The sequence below is a fragment of the Weissella paramesenteroides genome, from assembly GCF_036327715.1.
Taxonomy (GTDB): domain Bacteria; phylum Bacillota; class Bacilli; order Lactobacillales; family Lactobacillaceae; genus Weissella; species Weissella paramesenteroides.
The window spans coordinates 1,948,914-1,968,676 of sequence record NZ_CP130559.1; the positions used below are offsets into that span (position 1 = coordinate 1,948,914).

Sequence of the window (19,763 nt, forward strand, 5' to 3'; positions counted from 1 at the left end):
GCTAGTCAACAATAATTACTTAATTTTGGCTACTAGTGATTCAAAATGCTTCACATCCTTTGTTTCACCAGCCACTGTCAGCACATCCCCAACTTGAATGATTTCATCGGGTTCTGGCGTAATCACCACACGATCCTCAGAACGAATGGCAATGATATTAAGGCCATAATTTTTCCTAATATCTATCTCTTCAATGGTCTTGTTGGCAAAACGCAAATTACCAATTTTAATTTCACCTAATGAATGTTTATCACCTAAGTCAATAAAATTAAGTAGGTTAGGTGTCATTAATTGTTCAGCTAAACGATGCGCCATTTCATTTTCTGGTCTTACAACCTGATCAGCCCCAACTTTATCTAGTACACGAGCATGCAAATTATTCTCAGCTTTCGCAATCACATGACGTACACCAATATCTTTCAGTAAGATTGTTGTCAAAATTGATGCCTGCTGATTATGCCCAATTGCTACCACAACATGATCAAAGCTTGCTAAATCTAAGTCTCGCAAAGCATCTTCATCTTGCGCATCTGCAATCACTGCATGAGTTGCAATATCCATATAGTTTTCTACTAACGTTGGGTTTTTATCAATGACTAAAACTTCTTGATCAGCATCTATAAGTGATTCTAGTAATGAGCTACCAAAACGGCCCAAACCAACAATCGCATATGTCTGTTTCATATCGGTAACCTCTCAAATTTTCTATAATTTATTTTATCACTAATCTTATACTGTCTTTAATTTTAAATAACTTGATTAACCTAAAAATAACCTTTAAAATTGTCTATGTTCAATTATGAACTTTTCATGAAAATTATGTGAAGTCTTATAAATGGGACAAATTAAGAATAATAGAAGGAGTTTTAGGACAGGTATGAGTACTTTTTCACGAACTGCAACACTGTTTTCAACAGTTGTTCTTGGAAGTATGCTAACAACAACGACTGTCTCAAGTGTTAACACAATTGTTAATGCTGCTGAGACCACGCAAGCTGTAGCAACTAAAAAGAATTATGATTTGAAAATTTTGCAGGGTAACAGCGATGCAACATCTACTGCATCACAATTTTATTTAAACACGATTTCACTAGAGAAGCAGGCAAACGGAAATTATTATGCTTATTTAACATCTAATACACCCGTTAATCTCGGTGATGAGCCCATTTCAAGTGAGGATACACAACATCAAGTTGTTAAAATGGGCACCACACAAAAAAATGGTTATAACCAAACCATTTATCGTCTAACGTTGACAGCAGATGAATTGGCTAGTGGGCAACCAATCAAGACCAAGATTCATGTCAACATTCCAATGATGAATTATGATCACGACTATGATATTCGTTTAGCTATTCAAGGATTTAAGCCGGAAGCTGCTTCTAGCTCAAGCTCTAATTCTTCTTCAAGTACAGCAAATTCAAGTCATTCAGTAAGTTCTTCTTCAAACAATGCAAGTACTTCAATTGCTGATTCAAGTACAACAACAAGTGTTGTATCATCAAGTTCAAGCCAAACAAGTAGCAGCGCACAATCATCTAACAATGATACAGCTACCTCTAGTGTGGTAAATAACGGGCAAAATAATAGTAGCGATACAGCATCATCTGCTGTTGTTTCAGATGATAAGACTACTTCATCTTCATCAACAGATTCAACAGTGAACATTGCAGCAGACCAGGGGATGTCACGCTTTTTGAAGCCAACCGCTCGCATTAATGTTAAAGGTGAGCAAACAGATATCACATTGAGTTTAAACGATGCATCATTAGCAAAAATGATTCCATCACTAACACTTGATGGTCAGACAAAATCAGTTAGCGGTCAGGATACTACTTTTACTGTTCCAACTAAAGATCTAACCCCTGACAAAGATGGTAAGTTGACTCTTAAGTCGCTAACCCATGTGTCTGCCCAAGGTTATACACATGATTATCCATCAAACATCACTTTTGATGTTAGTCAACTTATTGCCCAAAATAACCTAAAAGCTGGAAGCTACCAAATTGCGGTCAGTCCTGATAGTCATATGGATAGTTTCTTTGCCAAAGAATTTAACGTCAAGGTTGGCGCACTAACAAGTGTCGTTAGTGTTACTTATCAAGTCCCAAGTATGATGGGGATGATTCCATCAGTCACTTTTGATGGTCAGACAAAATCCGTTGTTAATAAGTCAACAACCGTTGATTTCACTATTCCGACGAAGGATCTGGTACCCGGTAAAGATGGTAAAGTAACCTTGAAATCATTTACCAGTGTACCAATGAGTCCATCTAAGGGTTATAACTCAAATATTACTTTTGATATGAACCCTGCACTTGTTAAATCAACAAGTGATAGTAGTAACTCATCTAGTTCATCATCAGAATCAGCATCATCTGACAAAGACATCTTGCAAGACGGCACTTATTCTATTAATTATAATGTCTACAAGTCAGGTACAACTACTGATTCAACGATGAAGACTTATATGAAGTCCCCAGCAAATGTTGCTGTTAAAAATGGTCAAGCAACGATTACATTTGCGACCCAAAATGATGCCATGTCTATGATGAAAGAATTTTCCGTCAATGATGTTGCCGCTAAGGCTGACGGTAACAACTGGGTCGTCACTGTACCCGTTTCTGCCTTGTCAAAGACCATGACATCTAACATGACGATTTCTGTTCCTCAAATGGGCTTCACTGAAAAGCCAAGTGCGGATATTGTCTTTGATATGAGTAGTGTTAAGAAGACCGGTAACAACGGCGGTGGTAGTGCTGCTAGTTCAAGCTCAGCTTCGAGTGCTTCATCTTCTAGCAAGGTAAGCTCTGCTAGTTCATCGCATGCTTCGAGTGCTTCGTCTTCTAGCAAAGCCAGCTCTGCTAGTTCATCGCACGCTTCAAGTGCCTCATCTTCTAGCAAGGCCAGCTCTGCTAGTTCATCGCACGCTTCAAGTGCCTCATCTTCTAGTCAAAGCAACTCTAAGACTGACATTACCAAGGATGGTAAGTATTCTGTAAACTACCATGTTTATAAATCAGGCACTACGACAGCTTCAGCCATGGAAAAGTATATGACTTCTTCAGCATCGGTCGCGGTTAAGAATAGTAAAGCCACAATTACATTTGCGACCCAAAATGATGCCATGTCTATGATGAAAGAATTTTCTGTCAATGGTGTTGCCGCTAAGGCTGATGGCAACAACTGGGTCGTCACTGTACCCGTTTCTGCCTTATCAAAGACGATGACATCTAACATGACGATTTTCGTGGCCGCAATGAACTTCACTGAACATCCAAGTGCCGATATTGTCTTTAATATGAGTAGTGTTAAGAAGATTGGTAACAACGGCGGTGGTAGTGCTGCTAGTTCTAGTTCAGCTTCAAGTGCTTCGTCTTCTAGCAAAGCTAGCTCTGCTAGTTCATCCCATGCTTCGAGTGCCTCATCTTCTAGCAAGGCCAGCTCTGCCAGTTCATCGCACGCTTCGAGTGCCTCATCTTCTAGTCAAAATAACTCTAAGGCTGATATTACCAAGGATGGCAAGTATACTGTAAACTATGGCATTTACAAGACGGGTACTAAAACAGATTCAACGATGAAGACTTATATGAAGTCTCCAGCAAATGTTGCTGTTAAAAATGGTCAAGCAACGATTACTTTCGCTACCCAAAATGATGCTATGTCTATGATGAAAACATTCTCAATCAATGGTGTTGCTGCTAAGGCTAACGGCAATAGTTGGGTCGTAACGGTACCAGTTGCTGCGTTGTCAAAGACCATGACATCTAACATGACAATTTTTGTTTCAGCAATTAACTTCACTGAGCATCCAAGTGCCGATATTGTCTTTGATATGAGTAGCGTTAAGAAGACCAGCAACAACGGTGGTAGTGCTGCTAATTCAAGCTCATCTTCTAGTGCTTCATCTTCTAGCCAATCTAATTCTGGTAGTGCATTATCAACAAGCCGTCAGACACTTGTTCCAAACGCTACCTTGCACCAACTAACAATTTTGCAAGGTAACAGTAACAGCACATCAGTTGCTGCGCAATATTTCTTGCCAACCATTCAATTAGTTAAAAATAGTAATGGCTCATATACTGGTTATGTGACAACGCATACGCCAGCGATGATGGGATCAGCGCCAATTACATTTATGGATGGTACCCACCATGTCACACGTATGAGTAACTTTAAAACTGGTAACTATTACCAGGCAGTTTTCCGATTCTCGTTATCTGCAAACGAAATTAAGGCACCGATTGCGACAACGATTCATGTTCATTTCACAGCGCCATTATCGTATGACCACACTTACACAATTCGTTTCGTTATTGGTCGTACACTAAATAATGCTAGCGAGGCAACTCAACCAACGACTGGCTTGCCAAACATGTCTGATAACACGTTGACCACTGCGTTAAACACTAGTGATGTTTCACGTGGAACATCTGATCCTGTGGCAACCGGAACATTTGAAAATACTAGTGCTAATACTGACTCTGCATTTAGCCAACAATCTGATGAAAAGGCCAATAAGCCTAAACATTCAGACAAAAAAGATACTGTTAAGTCAGATACAAATGTTTCAAAAGATACTAAAGCTGATCAAAAAGACAACACAACTCGCCGTAACATTCTCATTGTTGCTGGTGGTGTAATTGCTGCTGCACTAGGTTATGTTGGTGTGTCATTGTTGACCAACTTCTTTAAGAAGGGGTAAGCAGATGCACAACAAAAAATATTTACGTTATTTGTTGAGTATGCTGGCACTCTTACTTTTCATGATTGGTGTTCAAATACCAGTGCATGCGGCCTCATATAATGTGCCTTTGCAAGTATTAGAAAATGGCTCATCGAATACTTCCTATGCAGCCGCATACTTTGCTAATTCAGCAACAGTAACACCCAATGGTAATGGCAGTTATACTGTCACATCAACAGTTACGACTCAGAAGGATTTAGGTAATTATCCTGTGCAAGTACTAAGTATTGACGGCGCAGGTGCTAATGTATCACGCAGCGATTCCGGCAACTCACAGACAATTACTTACAGCTTCGTGACATCGAACTTAAGTGCTCGTCACAATGCTGCGATTAAAGTTGATGTTAATAGCATTAACTATCATCACAACTATGTTGTTGGTTTATCATTGAACGCATCTTCAGTACCTGCTGCAACATCATCATCGAGTTCATCTGCAACTAGTCAGTTATCAAGTTCAAGCAGCCAAGTAGCTAGTTCACAAACAACTAGTTCGAGTTTTGTTGCAAGTAGCTCAAGCTCATCTGAATCAAGCCAAAGTTCTGCGACAACGACTAGTTCTAGTGCAACTAGTAAACACGCTGCATCTAAGAGCAGCCAAAAGTCAACAAAACAAGTTGCTGAAGAGACTCACAAAGACAAGCAATTACCTGTCGCTGCTATTGTAGGTGGTGGTCTGGCAATTGGCGTTATTCTTGGATTAGTCATTAATCTTAAAAAGAAGTAATTGCCTATGCGAAAACAACAAAAAATCTTAACTGTTTTATTACTCGTGCTATTAATTATTAGTGCTGGTTGGATCTGGTTAATGATGCGCCCAACTCATGAAACAACCGTTTCAAAAAGAATTGTCGTGACGACCAATGCGCAAGCTCAGATATTTAATAAGCTAGATGTCCCTTTAGTTGGCGTACCAACGCCCGGAGAGCAACAATCGCTACCTAAAAAGTACCGTGATTTACCACAAGTTGGTAATCATGTTGCCCCAAACTTAGAGAAAATTGGTCAATTAAAACCTGATCTGGTTTATTTGGATGCTGCCATTGCTTCTGATTATCAACAAAAATTAGATAGTGAGCATATTAAATATCAACAATTGAAATTTAATACATTATCTGATTTACAAACAACGGTCACTTCTCTTGGTAAGACTTACCACCGAGAAGCTGCTGCTAAACAATTAAATCACTCACTTTCATTGCCACAACAACATCCCAAGAAAAGGCAAAATGTCTTATTATTGATGGGGATGCCTGGCGGTTCATTTTTAGTTGGTACTGAGCATAGTTATATTGGTGATTTAATTACCCAAGCTGGTGGTCATGTCGTCGGGTCTGGTTCAAGTCCATTTGTCACAATGAATGCTGAACAGATTGCACAATCACAACCAACAGTTATTATTACAATGGCACATGCAATGCCTGATAGTGTCTTCAAAAACTTTGATGCACTGTTCAAACAATCAACATGGCAAGCAGTGCCTGCTGTTAAGGACGGTCATGTTTACCGTGCTAAAGAACCAACATTCAGTATGACTGCTAATTTAAATGCACCGAAAGCCTATCAACAAATTCGGACTTGGCTTAAAAAATAGGAGGAGATAATGTCTAGATATTATCGATTTATTTTGGTCATCTTAGTGATTGTCAGCATCATGATCGCACTGGTTGTTGGTAGTACACCGATTTCTCTGATAAAAATGATTCACGGAAATCACGACACTTGGCAGCTAATTATCAATTACCGTTTACCAAGAATCCTTGTCGCAGTACTTGGTGGTGCACTCATTGGTATTAGTGGCTTGCTGCTACAAAGTGTTCTACGAAATCAACTCGTTGATACATCTATTCTAGGAATTATGAACGGTAGTCAGTTTTTACTAATTGCACTCTTAGTTCTTTTACCTAGTTTCTTAAACGTCAACGTTTTGCTAGGTAGTTTTGCAGGATTAATACTAACTGCGGTTTGGTTCGTTGTGCTACCTAAACATCAGCCACCATTGCGGTTGATTCTACTAGGAATCGCGACTGCTATGACTTTTCAAGCGCTAACAAATATTGCCAGTGAAGGTTTGGGTGTCCCATTACCCTCACTAAGTACGGTGAGCTGGCCACAAGTTATGCAGTTAATGATGGTCATGATTATTGGTTGTATTTTGATTACGCTGGTCTGGCAAAATCTAAAATATTTTGCTCTCCCTTCTCGCCAAGTAAAATTACTTGGTATTTCGGAAGAGAAAACGATTTGGATCGTCCTACTGGCAATTGGCCTATGGACGGGTGCTCTGACTAGTCTCATTGGTATTGTTTTTTTCCTAGGTGCCATCTTGCCAGAAATTGCTCGCTTTATGAGTCCAAAACAAAAAAGCCAACATTTAATCTGGCCAACTGCTTTGTGGGGCAGTCTATTGCTACTTAATGCTGATACGATTGCACGCACGGTGGTCGCACCCAAGGAATTACCAACCAGTGCCATTCTGCTAGCTATCAGTGGCCCACTATTTGGTCTAATGTTAATCAAAGGAGGTCATCATGCTCGACATTAATCATCTATCTTTTAGTCGTGGTAACCATAAGTTACTAGATAATGTGTCTGCCCGATTACCTACAAATCAGATTACGGCATTAATTGGACCGAATGGCGTTGGTAAATCAACTTTGATCCAGTTATTAACTGCTGAACTATTGCCAGACAGTGGCTCAGTGATTAACCAAGCTAAACATGTTGCAGTATTATCGCAACATAATCAGTTATACGAACCTTTAACTGTTCGTGAATTATTACAGCTTAGTCACGCAACAATGGACGAAGAAGTGATTAACACACTGCAACTGACACCGTTACTAGATCAAGAGATGACTGATTTATCTGGTGGGCAACAACAACTTGCTTGGTTAGGTTTTGTTTTACAGCAACAACCCGATTTGTTGATTTTAGATGAACCAACCACATTTCTTGATTTACATTTTCAAGAATTGTTTCTCAAAACGTTACAACAGTTACAAGAAAAACGACAAATGACGGTCTTAATGGTACTCCATGATTTAAATCAGGCATTCCGTTACAGTCAGCATATTTGGCTTTTACGACGTACAGCCGATTTAGTCAGTGAAGCTGCTGTATTAATGCAAAATCAAATCGATTTACTTTCTGAAGCTTTTGAGACACCGTTACAATTAATAAAGACACCTAATCAGACGATTATTCAACCAAAATAACTTGATCATCTGTGTGGTAAAGTAAAAAAACACTAATGGATACTATTTCATCCATTAGTGTTTTTTACTTTATGAGAGTAGCAATGCTTTTCATTAATCAATCATTGTAGAAGTGATACAATACACCATAAAGGGGGAGCTTGATGGTTGATTGGAAATATGGCGCATATATATCTATTTCGTGGCTTATAATATTATCTATTTTTGCCATTGCAAAAGGACTTACCAATAATTTTGGCTGGTATTTCCTAGCGTCTTGCCTAGCAATACTGATAGTGCTAGTCGCTAGTTATTTTTATGAGCATAAACATCCACAATTTAAAGATAAAAACAGACTAGCCACTATTCGATACTTTAGAGTATTTTGGGTACTACTCATTTTTATTATTTATCTCATTGTCGCTCTAACAGCCTCGCATTTCAGTGACCTATTTTTCCTGATTTGTCTCTCGCTTGGACAAACTATACCGTCATTTTTCACCAAATATAAACGTAATTAATGTGTTCAAAAAAAAATAGACCAAATCGGTCTATTTTTTTTGTATTTTTTTAGGAAAGTGTTATTCTTATGTCAAGAAGTGAATACTCACTCACTATGATATAAAGCACATTATTAAAATTAACAGGAGGGATCAAAATGGGAGAAATCATTCAAGTAAAAGATCTTGTCCAGGGGTACGGAAAAAACATTGTTATCAGTGACATTAATTTGTCTATTGCGTCTGGTGAGATTTTAGGTTTAATTGGACCAAGTGGTGCCGGTAAAACAACGCTCATTAATGCCATTATGGGCATGCTACGGCCCAAGAAGGGATCTGTCACTGTCCTTGGTACAGCAATGCCTAATCGTAAAATATTAGCCAAAATTGGCTTTATGGCTCAAGCTGACGCCCTATACGAAACACTAACTGCGCGAGAAAATTTAACTTTCTTTGGTCAAATGCAAGGCATGGACAAAAAGGACTTACCTGCTCAAATTGATTATGCAACAAAAGTAGTCAATCTGGATGAAGATTTAGATAAACATGTTAGTGACTATTCTGGTGGTATGAAGCGACGCCTGTCATTAGCCATTGCTTTAGTCGCCAACCCAGATATCCTAATTCTAGACGAGCCAACTGTTGGTATTGATCCTGAGTTAAGAAAACAAATTTGGCAGGAATTACATCGCTTAAGTCATGAAGGTAAAACAATTCTATTAACGACTCATGTCATGGATGATGCCGAAGAATCGGATAGCCTACTAATGATTCGCAATGGTGTTGCCATTGCTCAAGGGCAACCAGACCAATTAATAAAAGAATTTAAAGTTAATAGTGTTGAAGAAGTATTTTTAAAGGCAGGGAGGGAACAAGATGCGCACACTGGCAATGATTAAACGAGTTTTACAAGAAATGTTGCGAGATAAACGAACTTTAGCGATGATGTTTATTGCGCCATTGCTAATTCTCACCTTAATGTACTTTCTTTTCCAATCAAATAACAATCAAACTGCAGATTTAGCTGTTCGAAATGTTGATTCAACATTAATTAAAGCGATTGATAATGATAATTTGAAAATACATCATATCTCTTCCGATGATTCCGCAAAACAATTGATTCATGATCATGATTATGCAGCGGTCATGACCCAAAAAGGCAATAAGTTAACCTTAACACTCCAAAATAGTAATCAAACAAAAAGTTCAATCATCAAAAAGAGTTTACAATCCGGACAAATTAAGCTGAAGACACAAGCATCAGTAACTGCACTAAAAACCCAAAAGGAAGCTATTCAAAAGTTACAACAACAACTAGCGGTACTTGCAAAGCAAACGGGCACGCAAGCAAACGTTCAAGCATCCTTACCTAAACAACAAAATACAACAACGAAAAATTACTCAGTTAGTACACATTATATCTATGGCGATAAGGATACTAATTTCTTTGACACCTTCTTGCCAGTTATGATGGGATTTGTTGTTTTCTTCTTCGTCTTTCTAATTTCAGGAATTGCCCTACTACGTGAGAGAACAACAGGTACCTTAAAGCGTCTACTAGCCACACCAGTTAAACGAGGCGAGATTATCACGGGCTATTTGAGTGGTTACGGTATTTTTGCCCTCATTCAAACACTGCTAATTGTTTTTTACAGTACGTATGTTTTCGATATTCAAATTTTAGGTAGTATTTGGAATGTCTTACTCATAAATGTTCTCATGGCCATGGTTGCCCTAACCATGGGACTATTTATTTCAACATTTGCAGCGTCGGAATTCCAAATGATGCAATTCATCCCAATAGTTGTCATTCCACAAGTGTTCTTCTCAGGAATCATCCCCGTCGATCAGATGGCTGGGTGGTTACAAGTAATTGGTCATATTATGCCCCTCTACTATGGCGCTAATGCCATGAGTGATGTGGTTGCAAAAGGGTTTAATATCACCCAAATTTGGCCAAATCTATTAGCCTTACTACTATTCGCTACCTTATTCTTGGCCTTGAATCTAAATGCAATGCGCCGATATCGTGAAGTTTAAGGAGGCACAATTTAGATGGCTAATAATATTTCAACGCTATTTAGTAAAAGCCTCGATGAAATGAATATTTCTGATAAGCAAAAAGCCGTTTTGCAAGCAAGTTTAACTCTTTTTTCCGAAAAGGGGTTTGAAAACACAAGTACTGGTGACATTGCAAGCATGGCTGGCGTAGCAGAAGGTACCGTTTATAAACAATTCAAAACCAAAAAACAATTATTACAAGTTGTGATTGATTCTGTAATTGATGAAGTCATTCCAAAAGTTGCTAATGAATTCATTAATGAATTAACCACACCAAAAGGACCTCATTTTCAAGAATTTTTACAAAATCTGATTCAAAATCGGATGCAGTTTTTTATAAATAATTTGCCACAAATTCGTATTTTGATTCGTGAATCAATGACTAATATGAAAATTCGTCAGCAACTTATTGAGAAGTTTGCCAGCTTAGACTTGAACAAATTAGTCACTATTTTTAAATACTATCAACAACAGGGGCAGCTAGTTGATTGGGATTTCATAAAAATTCTTCAATATATTTTAGGCATAAGTGGTAGCTATGTTGCACCTTTACTTTTTTTTGGAAGTACCACTTTTGATGTAACTCATTCTAGCCAAGAGGCTACTGAATTCTTGATTAAAGGGCTACAGCCTAAATAAAAAAACAATCTCCCGCTAAATTAGTCAAAGCTAATTTTAGTGAGAGATTGTTTTTTAATCAATATCATACAAGTTAACTATCAACAATTATGCCAAATGTTTTTCTAACGTTGTTTGGGCAATCGTCATTAACCAACAGAAGAACCAATACAGAATCGCAATCATAATATAAATTGTCATATAATCCTGGTCTGCACCAGCAATAATCTGCGCTTTCATAAACATTTCACTAACCGTGATCATTGCTGCTAATGACGTTCCTTTAAACAAGTCGAGTAAAATATTACCAAGTGCTGGTATAGAAATACGAAATACTTGCGGAAAAATCACTTTTCTCACAACCTTGCGATAGGGTAACCCCAGTGAATAAGCCGCATCCCATTGTCCTTGTCCAACGGCCAAAAATGATGAACGATAAACTTCTGAAACGAACGCACTGCTACTAATCGTAAAAGCAATCACTGCAGCCGGAAAAGCTGCCGTTTGAAACCCAAAATATATCACAAACAAAATGACCAACATTGGCACACCACGCATGAACGAAATAAATCCTCGTGCTGCCCAGTGTAAAATTTTAAAATGACTAAGTTGAGCCAAGGTTAGTAATAACCCCAGGATGAGTGACAATGCAAAACTTACAGCAGTTAATCCAAATGAAATCGGAAAACCAGACAAAATTGATGGTATCGATGAGATAGCTAGCGGGGCATCAAAAAAGTTAGGAATTGAAAGATAGTGTAAAAATGCCATTCACAATCACATTCCTTATTCCTTAATCGTAAAAGTCTTTGAAATATGAACGTTTGGTTTCTTAGTCACATCTGCACCATAGAATTTCTCAGACAATTTCTTCAATGTACCATCTTTTTTGAGCGAGGCTAAAGCCTTATTTACTTGCTTAGCTAACTTTTTATTGTCCTTTTTCATCAAAATACCAACGCCAGCACCATCATCTTTGGTCTTAAAATACATATCCTTCTTAATCTTTAGACCATTATTAGGAACGGCTTTTAATGCTAGCTTTTGCAAATAATAATCATTCATAATGAAATCTGTCCGGCCATTTTTAACATCGCGTAGATAGACATCATTTGAAACGTTATTGTAGTTGATTGTCTCTGCGCCAAGTTGCTTAGCTAAACGTTGATAACTCGTACCTGCTTCACCAGCAGCTTTTTTACCTTTGATATCATGCCACGAATTAATGCCTGAGTTGTCACTCTTACGAACAACAATACTGTTAAACGAATGTTTATACGGCGTTGATAACGTAAACTCCTTCTTACGCTGTGGTGAAATACCAATATCATTAGCTGCCATATCAACTTTACCAGTTTTAACCGCGGTTAATTGACCATCAACATTTAATTGCTTAAATTCTACTTTGCGTCCCATTTTCTTGGCCACAGCACGAACAATTTCGATATCATATCCTGTTAACTTTTTAGTCTTTGGATCATGATATGACGTCGGATAAAGGGTACCCGAAGTGGCAACTTCTAGTGTTGATTTATCCGTTGTATTACTACTAACTTTCTGACCATAACCTGCCACCAACAGACCAGCAGCAACTACAGTTATCCCACCCATGATCAAACCAGTTTTTTTCTTAACCATTTTCCGACTCCTTTTTGAAAACGTTTTCATTCCTCAGTATAGAGTGCGAAACACCCTTTTTCAAGGGAAAGTCCCGGTTATCTTTGATAATTTTATTTTTCGTCAAAAACACCAACATTTTATATTTAAAATAAATCATAATACCATCAAATTATTTATCTTCATCATTTTATAAAATTTTCTTCTATTATTTTTTATTGTTGTGCCCCAAAAGCTACGTTAAAATGCTTAGCGGGTACTTTTATAAAGTAATTAAACATTTTGAATCATACATACATTTGGAAAGAGAGCATAAATGGGGTGGATTGAAACAAATAGGTCGCGTTATATTACCGGATTTGATGGACTGAGAGCAATCGCTGTCATTGGTGTCATAATATTTCACTTATGGCCAACATATTTACCAGGTGGCTGGATGGGTGTGCCGCTTTTTTTTTTCTTATCTGGTTATCTGATTACTGACCAATTAGTGCAAGAATACGACCGTGATGGTCATATAAAGTTATTCAGTTTTTATTTACGTCGTATAAAACGACTATATCCAGCTTTATTAATGATGCTATTAGCGACGTCCACATATATCGCCTTGTTTGCTCGGGATTTACTGTATAATTTACGTGCCATTCTAGCCAGTAATATGCTATATGTTTACAATATCTGGGCCACGAAACATGGTGAATCCTACTTTGATTCATGGGGTGGGGCATCCCCATTTACGCATTTGTGGTCATTATCATTAGAAGGTCAATTCTACCTCATTTGGCCCATTATCGTTATGATTCTATTAAAACAACCTATTCGACGCAGACACCTTGGCGTGGCTTTAATTAGTTTGGCAGGTACTTCTGCTATCTTACTTGGTGTTATGTATGATCCAATCAATATCAATCGTGCATATTATGGTTCTGACACGCGGGTATTTGCAATCCTGCTTGGTTCAGCGCTGGCATTTTTTTGGCCATCAAATCGCATGCGATATAACTTACCAAAATCTGCTAAATGGCATTTAAACATCTGGGGGATATTATCATTTGCACTAACATTGCTCATTTTATTCCGACTAAATGGGCAATGGGCAATAACTTACAAAGGATTAATGTTTGCTGCAACAATTGCACTAACGATGCTAGTTGCAATTACAGCGCATCCCGCCTCATTTCTAAGTCATGCATTAGACAACTCTTTTTTAAATTATCTCGGTGCCCGGTCATACAGTATTTACTTGTATCAGTTACCGGTATTTATCTTTTTTGATCGCATTGTACCTAAACATGCAACCTTAGATGCAAACATTCTAAAGTTAGCAATTGTTCTGATATTGGCAGAACTAAGTTATCGCTACATTGAAAATGTTTTCCGAAAAACAAAAAAGCCCATCGTAGCAGCTCATCCACGACAAAGATTCTTCGAAATTCGTTCGGTTCAGCTCACAATGGTTGTCGCCATGATGTTAATGGTTGGCACGGATTATGCGATATCAGCTAATGCAACCGGGCACGCAAAACCAACAAACAATCTTGAAAAACGCTTAAATAATAATAAAAGCCGTATTGATCAAGCTAACAAAAAAGCCGTTGCCACGGCTAAACAGACAAAACAAAAAACGGCTAGCCAGTCTTCGAATGCACAATCTGCAAGTCACCCCAATCAGTTAGCCTTGTCACAACAAGATCATGATTTAATGACAAAATATCAACTTGATGCGAATCAGTTTTCTGCAATTCATAATCAACCAGTCACCGCCGTTGGTGATTCTGTCATGCTTGATATTGCACCAAGTTTGCAGAATTTAATGCCTAAAACTGTTACAAACGCTCAGGTTGGTCGGCAAGCTTATGCTGTCCCAGATATTTTGCAGTCTTATAAAGATCAAAACATATTATCACAAAATATTGTCATCTCTATTGGTACAAATGGGCAAATCAATCCCAATGATTTGAACCAAATTATGAATATTGCTGGTAATGGTCGGCAAGTTTATTGGATCAACGGTTTTGCTGATCGTGATTGGATAACACCAAATAATACGCTTTTAGCCAATCAAGCAAAAAAGTATTCTAATCTACATATTGTTGACTGGGCGTCACTTGTTCAAAATCATTCAGATTGGTTAAGTGACGATCAAGTTCACCCAAATCCAACCGGCTCTTCACAATATGCCAGTCTAATCGCTAAAACAATCGCTGCTCAGAATTAATAAACGTAAAAAAGGACGAAAAAATCATATGATTTTATCGTCCTTTTCTCTATGAGATTAAACTAAGGTTTGATTATTTTCCTTAGCAGCAACCTGCGTTAAGTAGTGATGGCTTGCCATCATTTCTTGACAATGTCGTTGATCCGCTAAATTAATTTCATAGATGCGACTTGCTGTCGGATTTAATTCATTTACCACTCGCTGCCAATCAACCAATCCTTTACCCAATGGCAAACTATCATGGTCTTGTCCCATAGAATCAACCAAATGATAGTGTTTCACTTGTGGCTTAAGGTGGCGCAAACTCGCTATTAACACATCATTATCAGCATGCACTGCAATGAACGCATGGCTGATATCAAATGCTAAGGGGAGGTTGGCTTGAATGATTCGATTCTCAAGTTCAGGATCCCCATATCCGTAAACTGGTGAGATACCATTCTCAAAAACAACATGTTCGGGAGCAATTTCTCTTAACCGATCCATCTCATTAAAAACCGCATCCTGCGCTGCTGCAATCGTTGGCCACTGCGTTGTAATATTGCTAATGGCTGACTTATAGGCACCATGGACTAACGCATAACTATTCGTTTGCGCTGCCAACTTGATCAAACGCGCCGCACTTTGGATAACAAATTCATACAATTCCGGATTGACCTTTGGATTCGTATATAGCTCGCAACGTTGATCATGCCACTTCATGGGGTGATGAAAAACGATGTGAGGTACTTGATCACTGACATATGACACCATTTTTAGGAAGTGCTCCCAACCATCAGTTGTAAAGTCTTGATCCGTTAAATGAAATTCAAAGACATCAGGATGATATTGTAGTCGATCATCAATTTGGTCTTTATTAATACTAGCCTTTAATCCTAATTGCATAACAGTACCTCCATTCATTTCCTAGTATACACTGTTTAAAACTGCACGATTATTAATCGACACCCTGTTGTTTTCATATACATGTTAAGATTTAAAAAATTAACATGTATAGAGGTACTTTATATGCAAAGCATCCCCAAGATATTTTACAAAAAACAACTTTGGTTACTTCTTTTATTTTTAATCTCTATGGCTGAATACATATGGACATTATATATTAATTTGTATGGTCCTGGCATCAACATAGCTTGGGGGATAGTTAATTTAGAATTACTAATATACCTAATTTTTAAAGATGATATTACTCAGTTCAAAACAAAGAAAACACTCCAATTATCTATAAATCTTCTATTCATATTAATATTCGGCATAATAATTTTTATTAATTACAATCGGCAACAAGCAGAATGTAAAATAACAACGATACAACAAAATGAATATCGAATAAACTTGATGCAAACATATCACGTTAACTATACGCAATTAAAGACGGTCTTGAAAGGGCAAGTATCCCATGATTACTACATTTTTATTGGTTGTTCAACAAATCCCTATTGCAGAAAATTATCACCAGTAGTTAAAAGACTATCTTTGCAACAAACCGTCTATTATTTCAATACGGATAAATATTCATTCAATTCAGAGTTAAAAAGAATTAGCCGTGATAAAAGTCAATCAAAAAAAGACTGTTACCTCATTAAAATCCATCATGACATTTCTAAAAATAAACATGAGATAAATGCTGTTTTCACAAAATAACCCTCACGATATGGATGCATGTCGTGAGGGTTATTTATCTAATCTCAATTTTATTTATTCAAAATATGACTTCCAAGCTGTATTAATGTTTTGCTTCTTAGTGGCATTGCCCCAGAATGGTACTTTAACAACCCCAAGGACTTTATCATTATCTACGAATCCCCAATAACGAGAATCATTAGAAACTGTTCGATGATCACCTAACACAAAGTACTTACCAGCTGGTACTTTAACTGTCTTTTGACGAGTCCAACCTTGACGATCACCCAATTGCTTAAGTGATGTCCAATTACCAACTTGGTTAACCGTATTGGTTGCTGATTGCTCAGATTCCGAAATATACTTCTGATCAACCACTTTGCCATTAACTTTAAGAACACCATTAACCGCACTAACTGTATCACCAGGTAATCCGATGACACGCTTCACGTAATCCTTACTTTCAGTTGCTGTTGGATCTTCACCGTGGGCATCAAATACGATAACGCTACCACGATGAATCGTCTCTGTTTTTAGTTTATCTGTCCTAAAAACAAAGACTCGTTCGTTATTGGTTAGATTTGGCTCCATTGATGCACCATCGACACGAACCATGGTAAACCAAAAAGACCTTACCCCAAAAGCGATAAGTAATCCTACCAAAATTGGAATAACCCAAGACATTATTTCACGAAATGTTTTCATGGGTACGCTCCTTATACATAATATTATCAATGCTTAATTTTACCATAACTGACACTATAAGAGTTCTAAATTAAAAATAGATTAAGTGAAATGCAGAGCGTGACAAAAGTTGGTTTGAAACCGATTGTAACGATAATTAGGTGGTTTTGGTTCGTAGCAAAGCGAAGAGACAGAATCACCTAATTGTTGTTACAGCAAGGTTTCAGACTTTTGGAACGCATTTATGCTAGAAAGCTTTCACGCTTATAATTAATACATTTTTAGCAAAAAAAGATTGGAACATTTTTTTCTGTCCCAATCTCCTCTTTAGTATCTATTATTAACGCTTATGACGGCGCACTGCTTTACGCATTGCTCGTTGTTTAGCACGTTCAGCTTCTTTCTTTGCTTCACGTTCACGTCGAATTTCAAATGGATTTTGAATCGTCCATGTTTGTGCAACCTGGAACGCATTTGAAATCACCCAGTAAAGTGATAGGGCAGACGGAACAGAAATGGCAAAGATGAAAATCATGATTGGCATGATATACGTCATTGATGTTGTCATACCATTCTTTTCTGGTTGTCCCATCATAACCAAATATGATGAAGCAAACGTAAACAATGCTGCCAAGATTGGCAAAATAAAGTAAGGATCACGATCTCCAAGTTGAACCCAGAAGAAAGTACCCGTTTCTAGTAACTTTGTTGTACGAATAGCTGTATACAAAGCAATCAAGATTGGCATTTGAACAATTAGCGGAATAAAGCTAGCAAAGGGGTTAACACCTGCATCCTTATACAATTGCTTCTGTTCTGCTTGCATTGCCTGCATTGTTTCAGGATCACGGCTTGAGTACTTTTCTTGTAACTTCTTTAACGCTGGTCCAATTTCTTGCATTTTACGCATTGATCCCGTTTGATAAACCATTAGCGGTAAAATCAATAGACGAATCAATAGGGTGAAAACAATGATACCGAAACCATAGTTATCACCAAACCAAGCTGATACACCCAAAATTGAACGTGAGAAGTTAGCAATAATAATACCACGCCAGAAACCATTTCCTGCTACGTGCCCATCATACATGACAGCCGCAATGATCATGATCAATAATGCAACAAGCGCTGTAATTGCCGAACGCATTGTAAACATTTTTTTAAGAGTCTGCATTCGTTCTCTCCATTATATAGTAGTTTTTTATTTCGTTTCCTCATCAACAAAAACATTTGCCAACTTGAAAACGTGTTCTAAATTCTTTTTGATGATCGCCATGTCTTGATCATGTGCTGATGGGCGCGCAATAACTAAAATATCAAGATCCGAACGCATTTTTGGCTTAAATTCCAAAACACTTTGTCGAATACGCCGCTTTACCCACACACGCTCATGACCACGCAAACCCACCTTTTTAGAAATAGAAATTCCTAGACGAAAGTGGGTTGGTTGTTCACGCGTCATTGTGTAAACAATAAACATTTTATTTGCGACCGAGTGATGCTGTTCAAAAACTAATTGAAAATCAGCTTCTTTTTTTACACGGTAACTCTTACGCATTTGTTTTTGCTCCAAACTTTTTCACGACAAAAGAAAACGCATGAATCAGCCAAAATAGCCGACTCATGCGCGATCATTATCAGTAATCCTAATAGAAGGCCGGACCTAATTAGGCTGACAATACCTTGCGGCCCTTTTGGCGGCGACGTGCTAGCACCTTGCGACCGTTACTAGTGCTCATGCGCTTGCGGAAACCATGTACGCGTTCACGGTGACGCTTCTTAGGTTGGTATGTACGCTTCATATGAATACACCTCCCATTCGTAGTTAGATTTGGCCTGCGGTTGGCGAGGCCAAACCACAATTCGTATTCAATTGTACCATTCCCAATACATCAAATCAAGAATATTAAGCATTTTAAGAATTCTTAAACTCTTTTAAATGTCAAAAATGGCCAACATCCTTTTGCCTTAAAAAAAACTTTATATTTCAATAATTATCTTTTTTCAAAAAGTTTTCCAAAACCTAACGGAGCGTTATGTTAATAAAACTAGTCAATGTAACAGAGCGTTAGGTGAGTTTTCCCCATAATCCACAGTTTTTCCACATGTTCCACATATCGGGAAAACCAATGTTAAATTACCCTGTGGATATGTGCATAACTATTTGCAGAACTATTATATCAAGCTTTGGTTGTTAACAACTACTTGTATATTTCTCACTTTTCCCCCGAGTTATCCACATTTTCCAGAATTTAGCCTAAAATTTGTTTCACATCCAGTTGATAACTCATATTAAGATTTCCACAGCCTGTGAATCTATCAAATTGTTACCTAAAATAGCCTAAACCGTTGATACATCAACTATATTCCTTGTGGAAAACTTATCCACATGCTGATAAAATGTAATTTGTCGAATTGTGCTACTTATGAAAGTAAGTTCAGCAAACGTCCTGTGGAAAACCCACAAAAAAGATAAAAATTCTTAAGGAGGTTACCAA

General features: G+C 37.7%; 19 protein-coding genes. 11 read left to right on the forward strand and 8 right to left on the reverse strand.

Going from position 1 to position 19,763, the window contains the following annotated elements; translation table 11 throughout:
* Positions 1-15: 15 nt before the first annotated feature.
* A complete protein-coding gene (locus QRX23_RS09775; protein WP_330155473.1) occupies positions 16-684 on the reverse strand; it encodes a potassium channel family protein in 669 nt (222 codons plus the stop codon).
* A 193-nt stretch (positions 685-877) separates the two neighbouring features.
* Between QRX23_RS09775 and QRX23_RS09780 the strand changes: the two genes are divergently transcribed.
* From QRX23_RS09780 to QRX23_RS09820, 9 genes are all read left to right on the forward strand, one after another.
* Positions 878-4,705, forward strand: coding sequence for an NEAT domain-containing protein (locus tag QRX23_RS09780; protein WP_330155474.1), 3,828 nt, complete (start codon positions 878-880; stop codon positions 4,703-4,705).
* 4 nt (positions 4,706-4,709) lie between these two features.
* Entirely contained in the window at positions 4,710-5,474 is a 765-nt protein-coding gene (locus tag QRX23_RS09785) for an NEAT domain-containing protein (protein ID WP_330155475.1), read from the forward strand.
* 6 nt (positions 5,475-5,480) lie between these two features.
* Positions 5,481-6,341 (forward strand): ABC transporter substrate-binding protein, encoded by an 861-nt coding sequence (locus QRX23_RS09790; RefSeq protein ID WP_330155476.1) that lies wholly within the window; start codon positions 5,481-5,483, stop codon positions 6,339-6,341.
* A 9-nt stretch (positions 6,342-6,350) separates the two neighbouring features.
* A complete protein-coding gene (locus tag QRX23_RS09795) occupies positions 6,351-7,292 on the forward strand; it encodes a FecCD family ABC transporter permease (protein ID WP_330155477.1) in 942 nt (313 codons plus the stop codon).
* Positions 7,279-7,965 carry an ABC transporter ATP-binding protein gene (locus QRX23_RS09800; RefSeq protein WP_330155478.1) on the forward strand — a complete coding sequence of 229 codons (687 nt, stop codon included), beginning with the start codon at positions 7,279-7,281 and terminating at the stop codon, positions 7,963-7,965. Before QRX23_RS09795 ends, QRX23_RS09800 begins: the two co-directional genes overlap by 14 nt.
* Before the next feature lie 143 nt (positions 7,966-8,108).
* Positions 8,109-8,465, forward strand: coding sequence for a hypothetical protein (locus QRX23_RS09805; protein WP_330155479.1), 357 nt, complete (start codon positions 8,109-8,111; stop codon positions 8,463-8,465).
* Between the two features lie 131 nt (positions 8,466-8,596).
* Entirely contained in the window at positions 8,597-9,343 is a 747-nt protein-coding gene (locus tag QRX23_RS09810; RefSeq protein ID WP_330156145.1) for an ABC transporter ATP-binding protein, read from the forward strand.
* Positions 9,321-10,484 (forward strand): ABC transporter permease, encoded by a 1,164-nt coding sequence (locus tag QRX23_RS09815; protein WP_330155480.1) that lies wholly within the window; start codon positions 9,321-9,323, stop codon positions 10,482-10,484. The genes QRX23_RS09810 and QRX23_RS09815 overlap by 23 nt, the downstream gene beginning before the upstream one ends.
* 15 nt (positions 10,485-10,499) lie before the next feature.
* Positions 10,500-11,144, forward strand: coding sequence for a TetR/AcrR family transcriptional regulator (locus QRX23_RS09820; protein WP_330155481.1), 645 nt, complete (start codon positions 10,500-10,502; stop codon positions 11,142-11,144).
* A gap of 87 nt (positions 11,145-11,231) precedes the next feature.
* On the opposite strand, the gene QRX23_RS09825 is transcribed toward QRX23_RS09820, so the two are convergent.
* Complete coding sequence (locus QRX23_RS09825; RefSeq protein ID WP_002828327.1) at positions 11,232-11,894, reverse strand: amino acid ABC transporter permease; 663 nt, start codon at positions 11,892-11,894, stop codon at positions 11,232-11,234.
* A gap of 15 nt (positions 11,895-11,909) precedes the next feature.
* Complete coding sequence (locus tag QRX23_RS09830; protein ID WP_330155482.1) at positions 11,910-12,761, reverse strand: transporter substrate-binding domain-containing protein; 852 nt, start codon at positions 12,759-12,761, stop codon at positions 11,910-11,912.
* Positions 12,762-13,056: 295 nt separating this feature from the next.
* Here QRX23_RS09830 and QRX23_RS09835 point away from each other — a divergent pair, with 295 nt between their 5' ends.
* Positions 13,057-14,958: an acyltransferase family protein gene (locus QRX23_RS09835; protein ID WP_330155483.1), complete on the forward strand. Its 1,902-nt coding sequence runs from the start codon at positions 13,057-13,059 to the stop codon at positions 14,956-14,958.
* Positions 14,959-15,015: 57 nt separating this feature from the next.
* Here the strand turns inward: QRX23_RS09835 and QRX23_RS09840 are convergent, their stop codons facing one another.
* A complete protein-coding gene (locus tag QRX23_RS09840) occupies positions 15,016-15,843 on the reverse strand; it encodes a sugar phosphate isomerase/epimerase family protein (protein WP_330155484.1) in 828 nt (275 codons plus the stop codon).
* 189 nt (positions 15,844-16,032) lie between these two features.
* On the opposite strand from QRX23_RS09840, the gene QRX23_RS09845 reads away from it, so the two are divergent.
* The gene (locus tag QRX23_RS09845) at positions 16,033-16,602 is read left to right on the forward strand and encodes a hypothetical protein (protein WP_330155485.1); all 570 of its coding nucleotides are present in this window, start codon (positions 16,033-16,035) and stop codon (positions 16,600-16,602) included.
* A gap of 54 nt (positions 16,603-16,656) precedes the next feature.
* Here the strand turns inward: QRX23_RS09845 and lepB are convergent, their stop codons facing one another.
* The 4 genes from lepB to rpmH form a co-directional block, all read right to left on the reverse strand.
* A complete protein-coding gene (gene lepB, locus QRX23_RS09850; RefSeq protein WP_330155486.1) occupies positions 16,657-17,286 on the reverse strand; it encodes a signal peptidase I in 630 nt (209 codons plus the stop codon).
* Between the two features lie 319 nt (positions 17,287-17,605).
* Complete coding sequence (locus QRX23_RS09855) at positions 17,606-18,439, reverse strand: YidC/Oxa1 family membrane protein insertase (protein WP_330155487.1); 834 nt, start codon at positions 18,437-18,439, stop codon at positions 17,606-17,608.
* Positions 18,440-18,466: 27 nt separating this feature from the next.
* Complete coding sequence (gene rnpA, locus QRX23_RS09860; protein WP_002828333.1) at positions 18,467-18,823, reverse strand: ribonuclease P protein component; 357 nt, start codon at positions 18,821-18,823, stop codon at positions 18,467-18,469.
* Positions 18,824-18,932: 109 nt separating this feature from the next.
* Positions 18,933-19,067: a 50S ribosomal protein L34 gene (gene rpmH / locus QRX23_RS09865; RefSeq protein ID WP_002828338.1), complete on the reverse strand. Its 135-nt coding sequence runs from the start codon at positions 19,065-19,067 to the stop codon at positions 18,933-18,935.
* Positions 19,068-19,763: the final 696 nt, after the last annotated feature.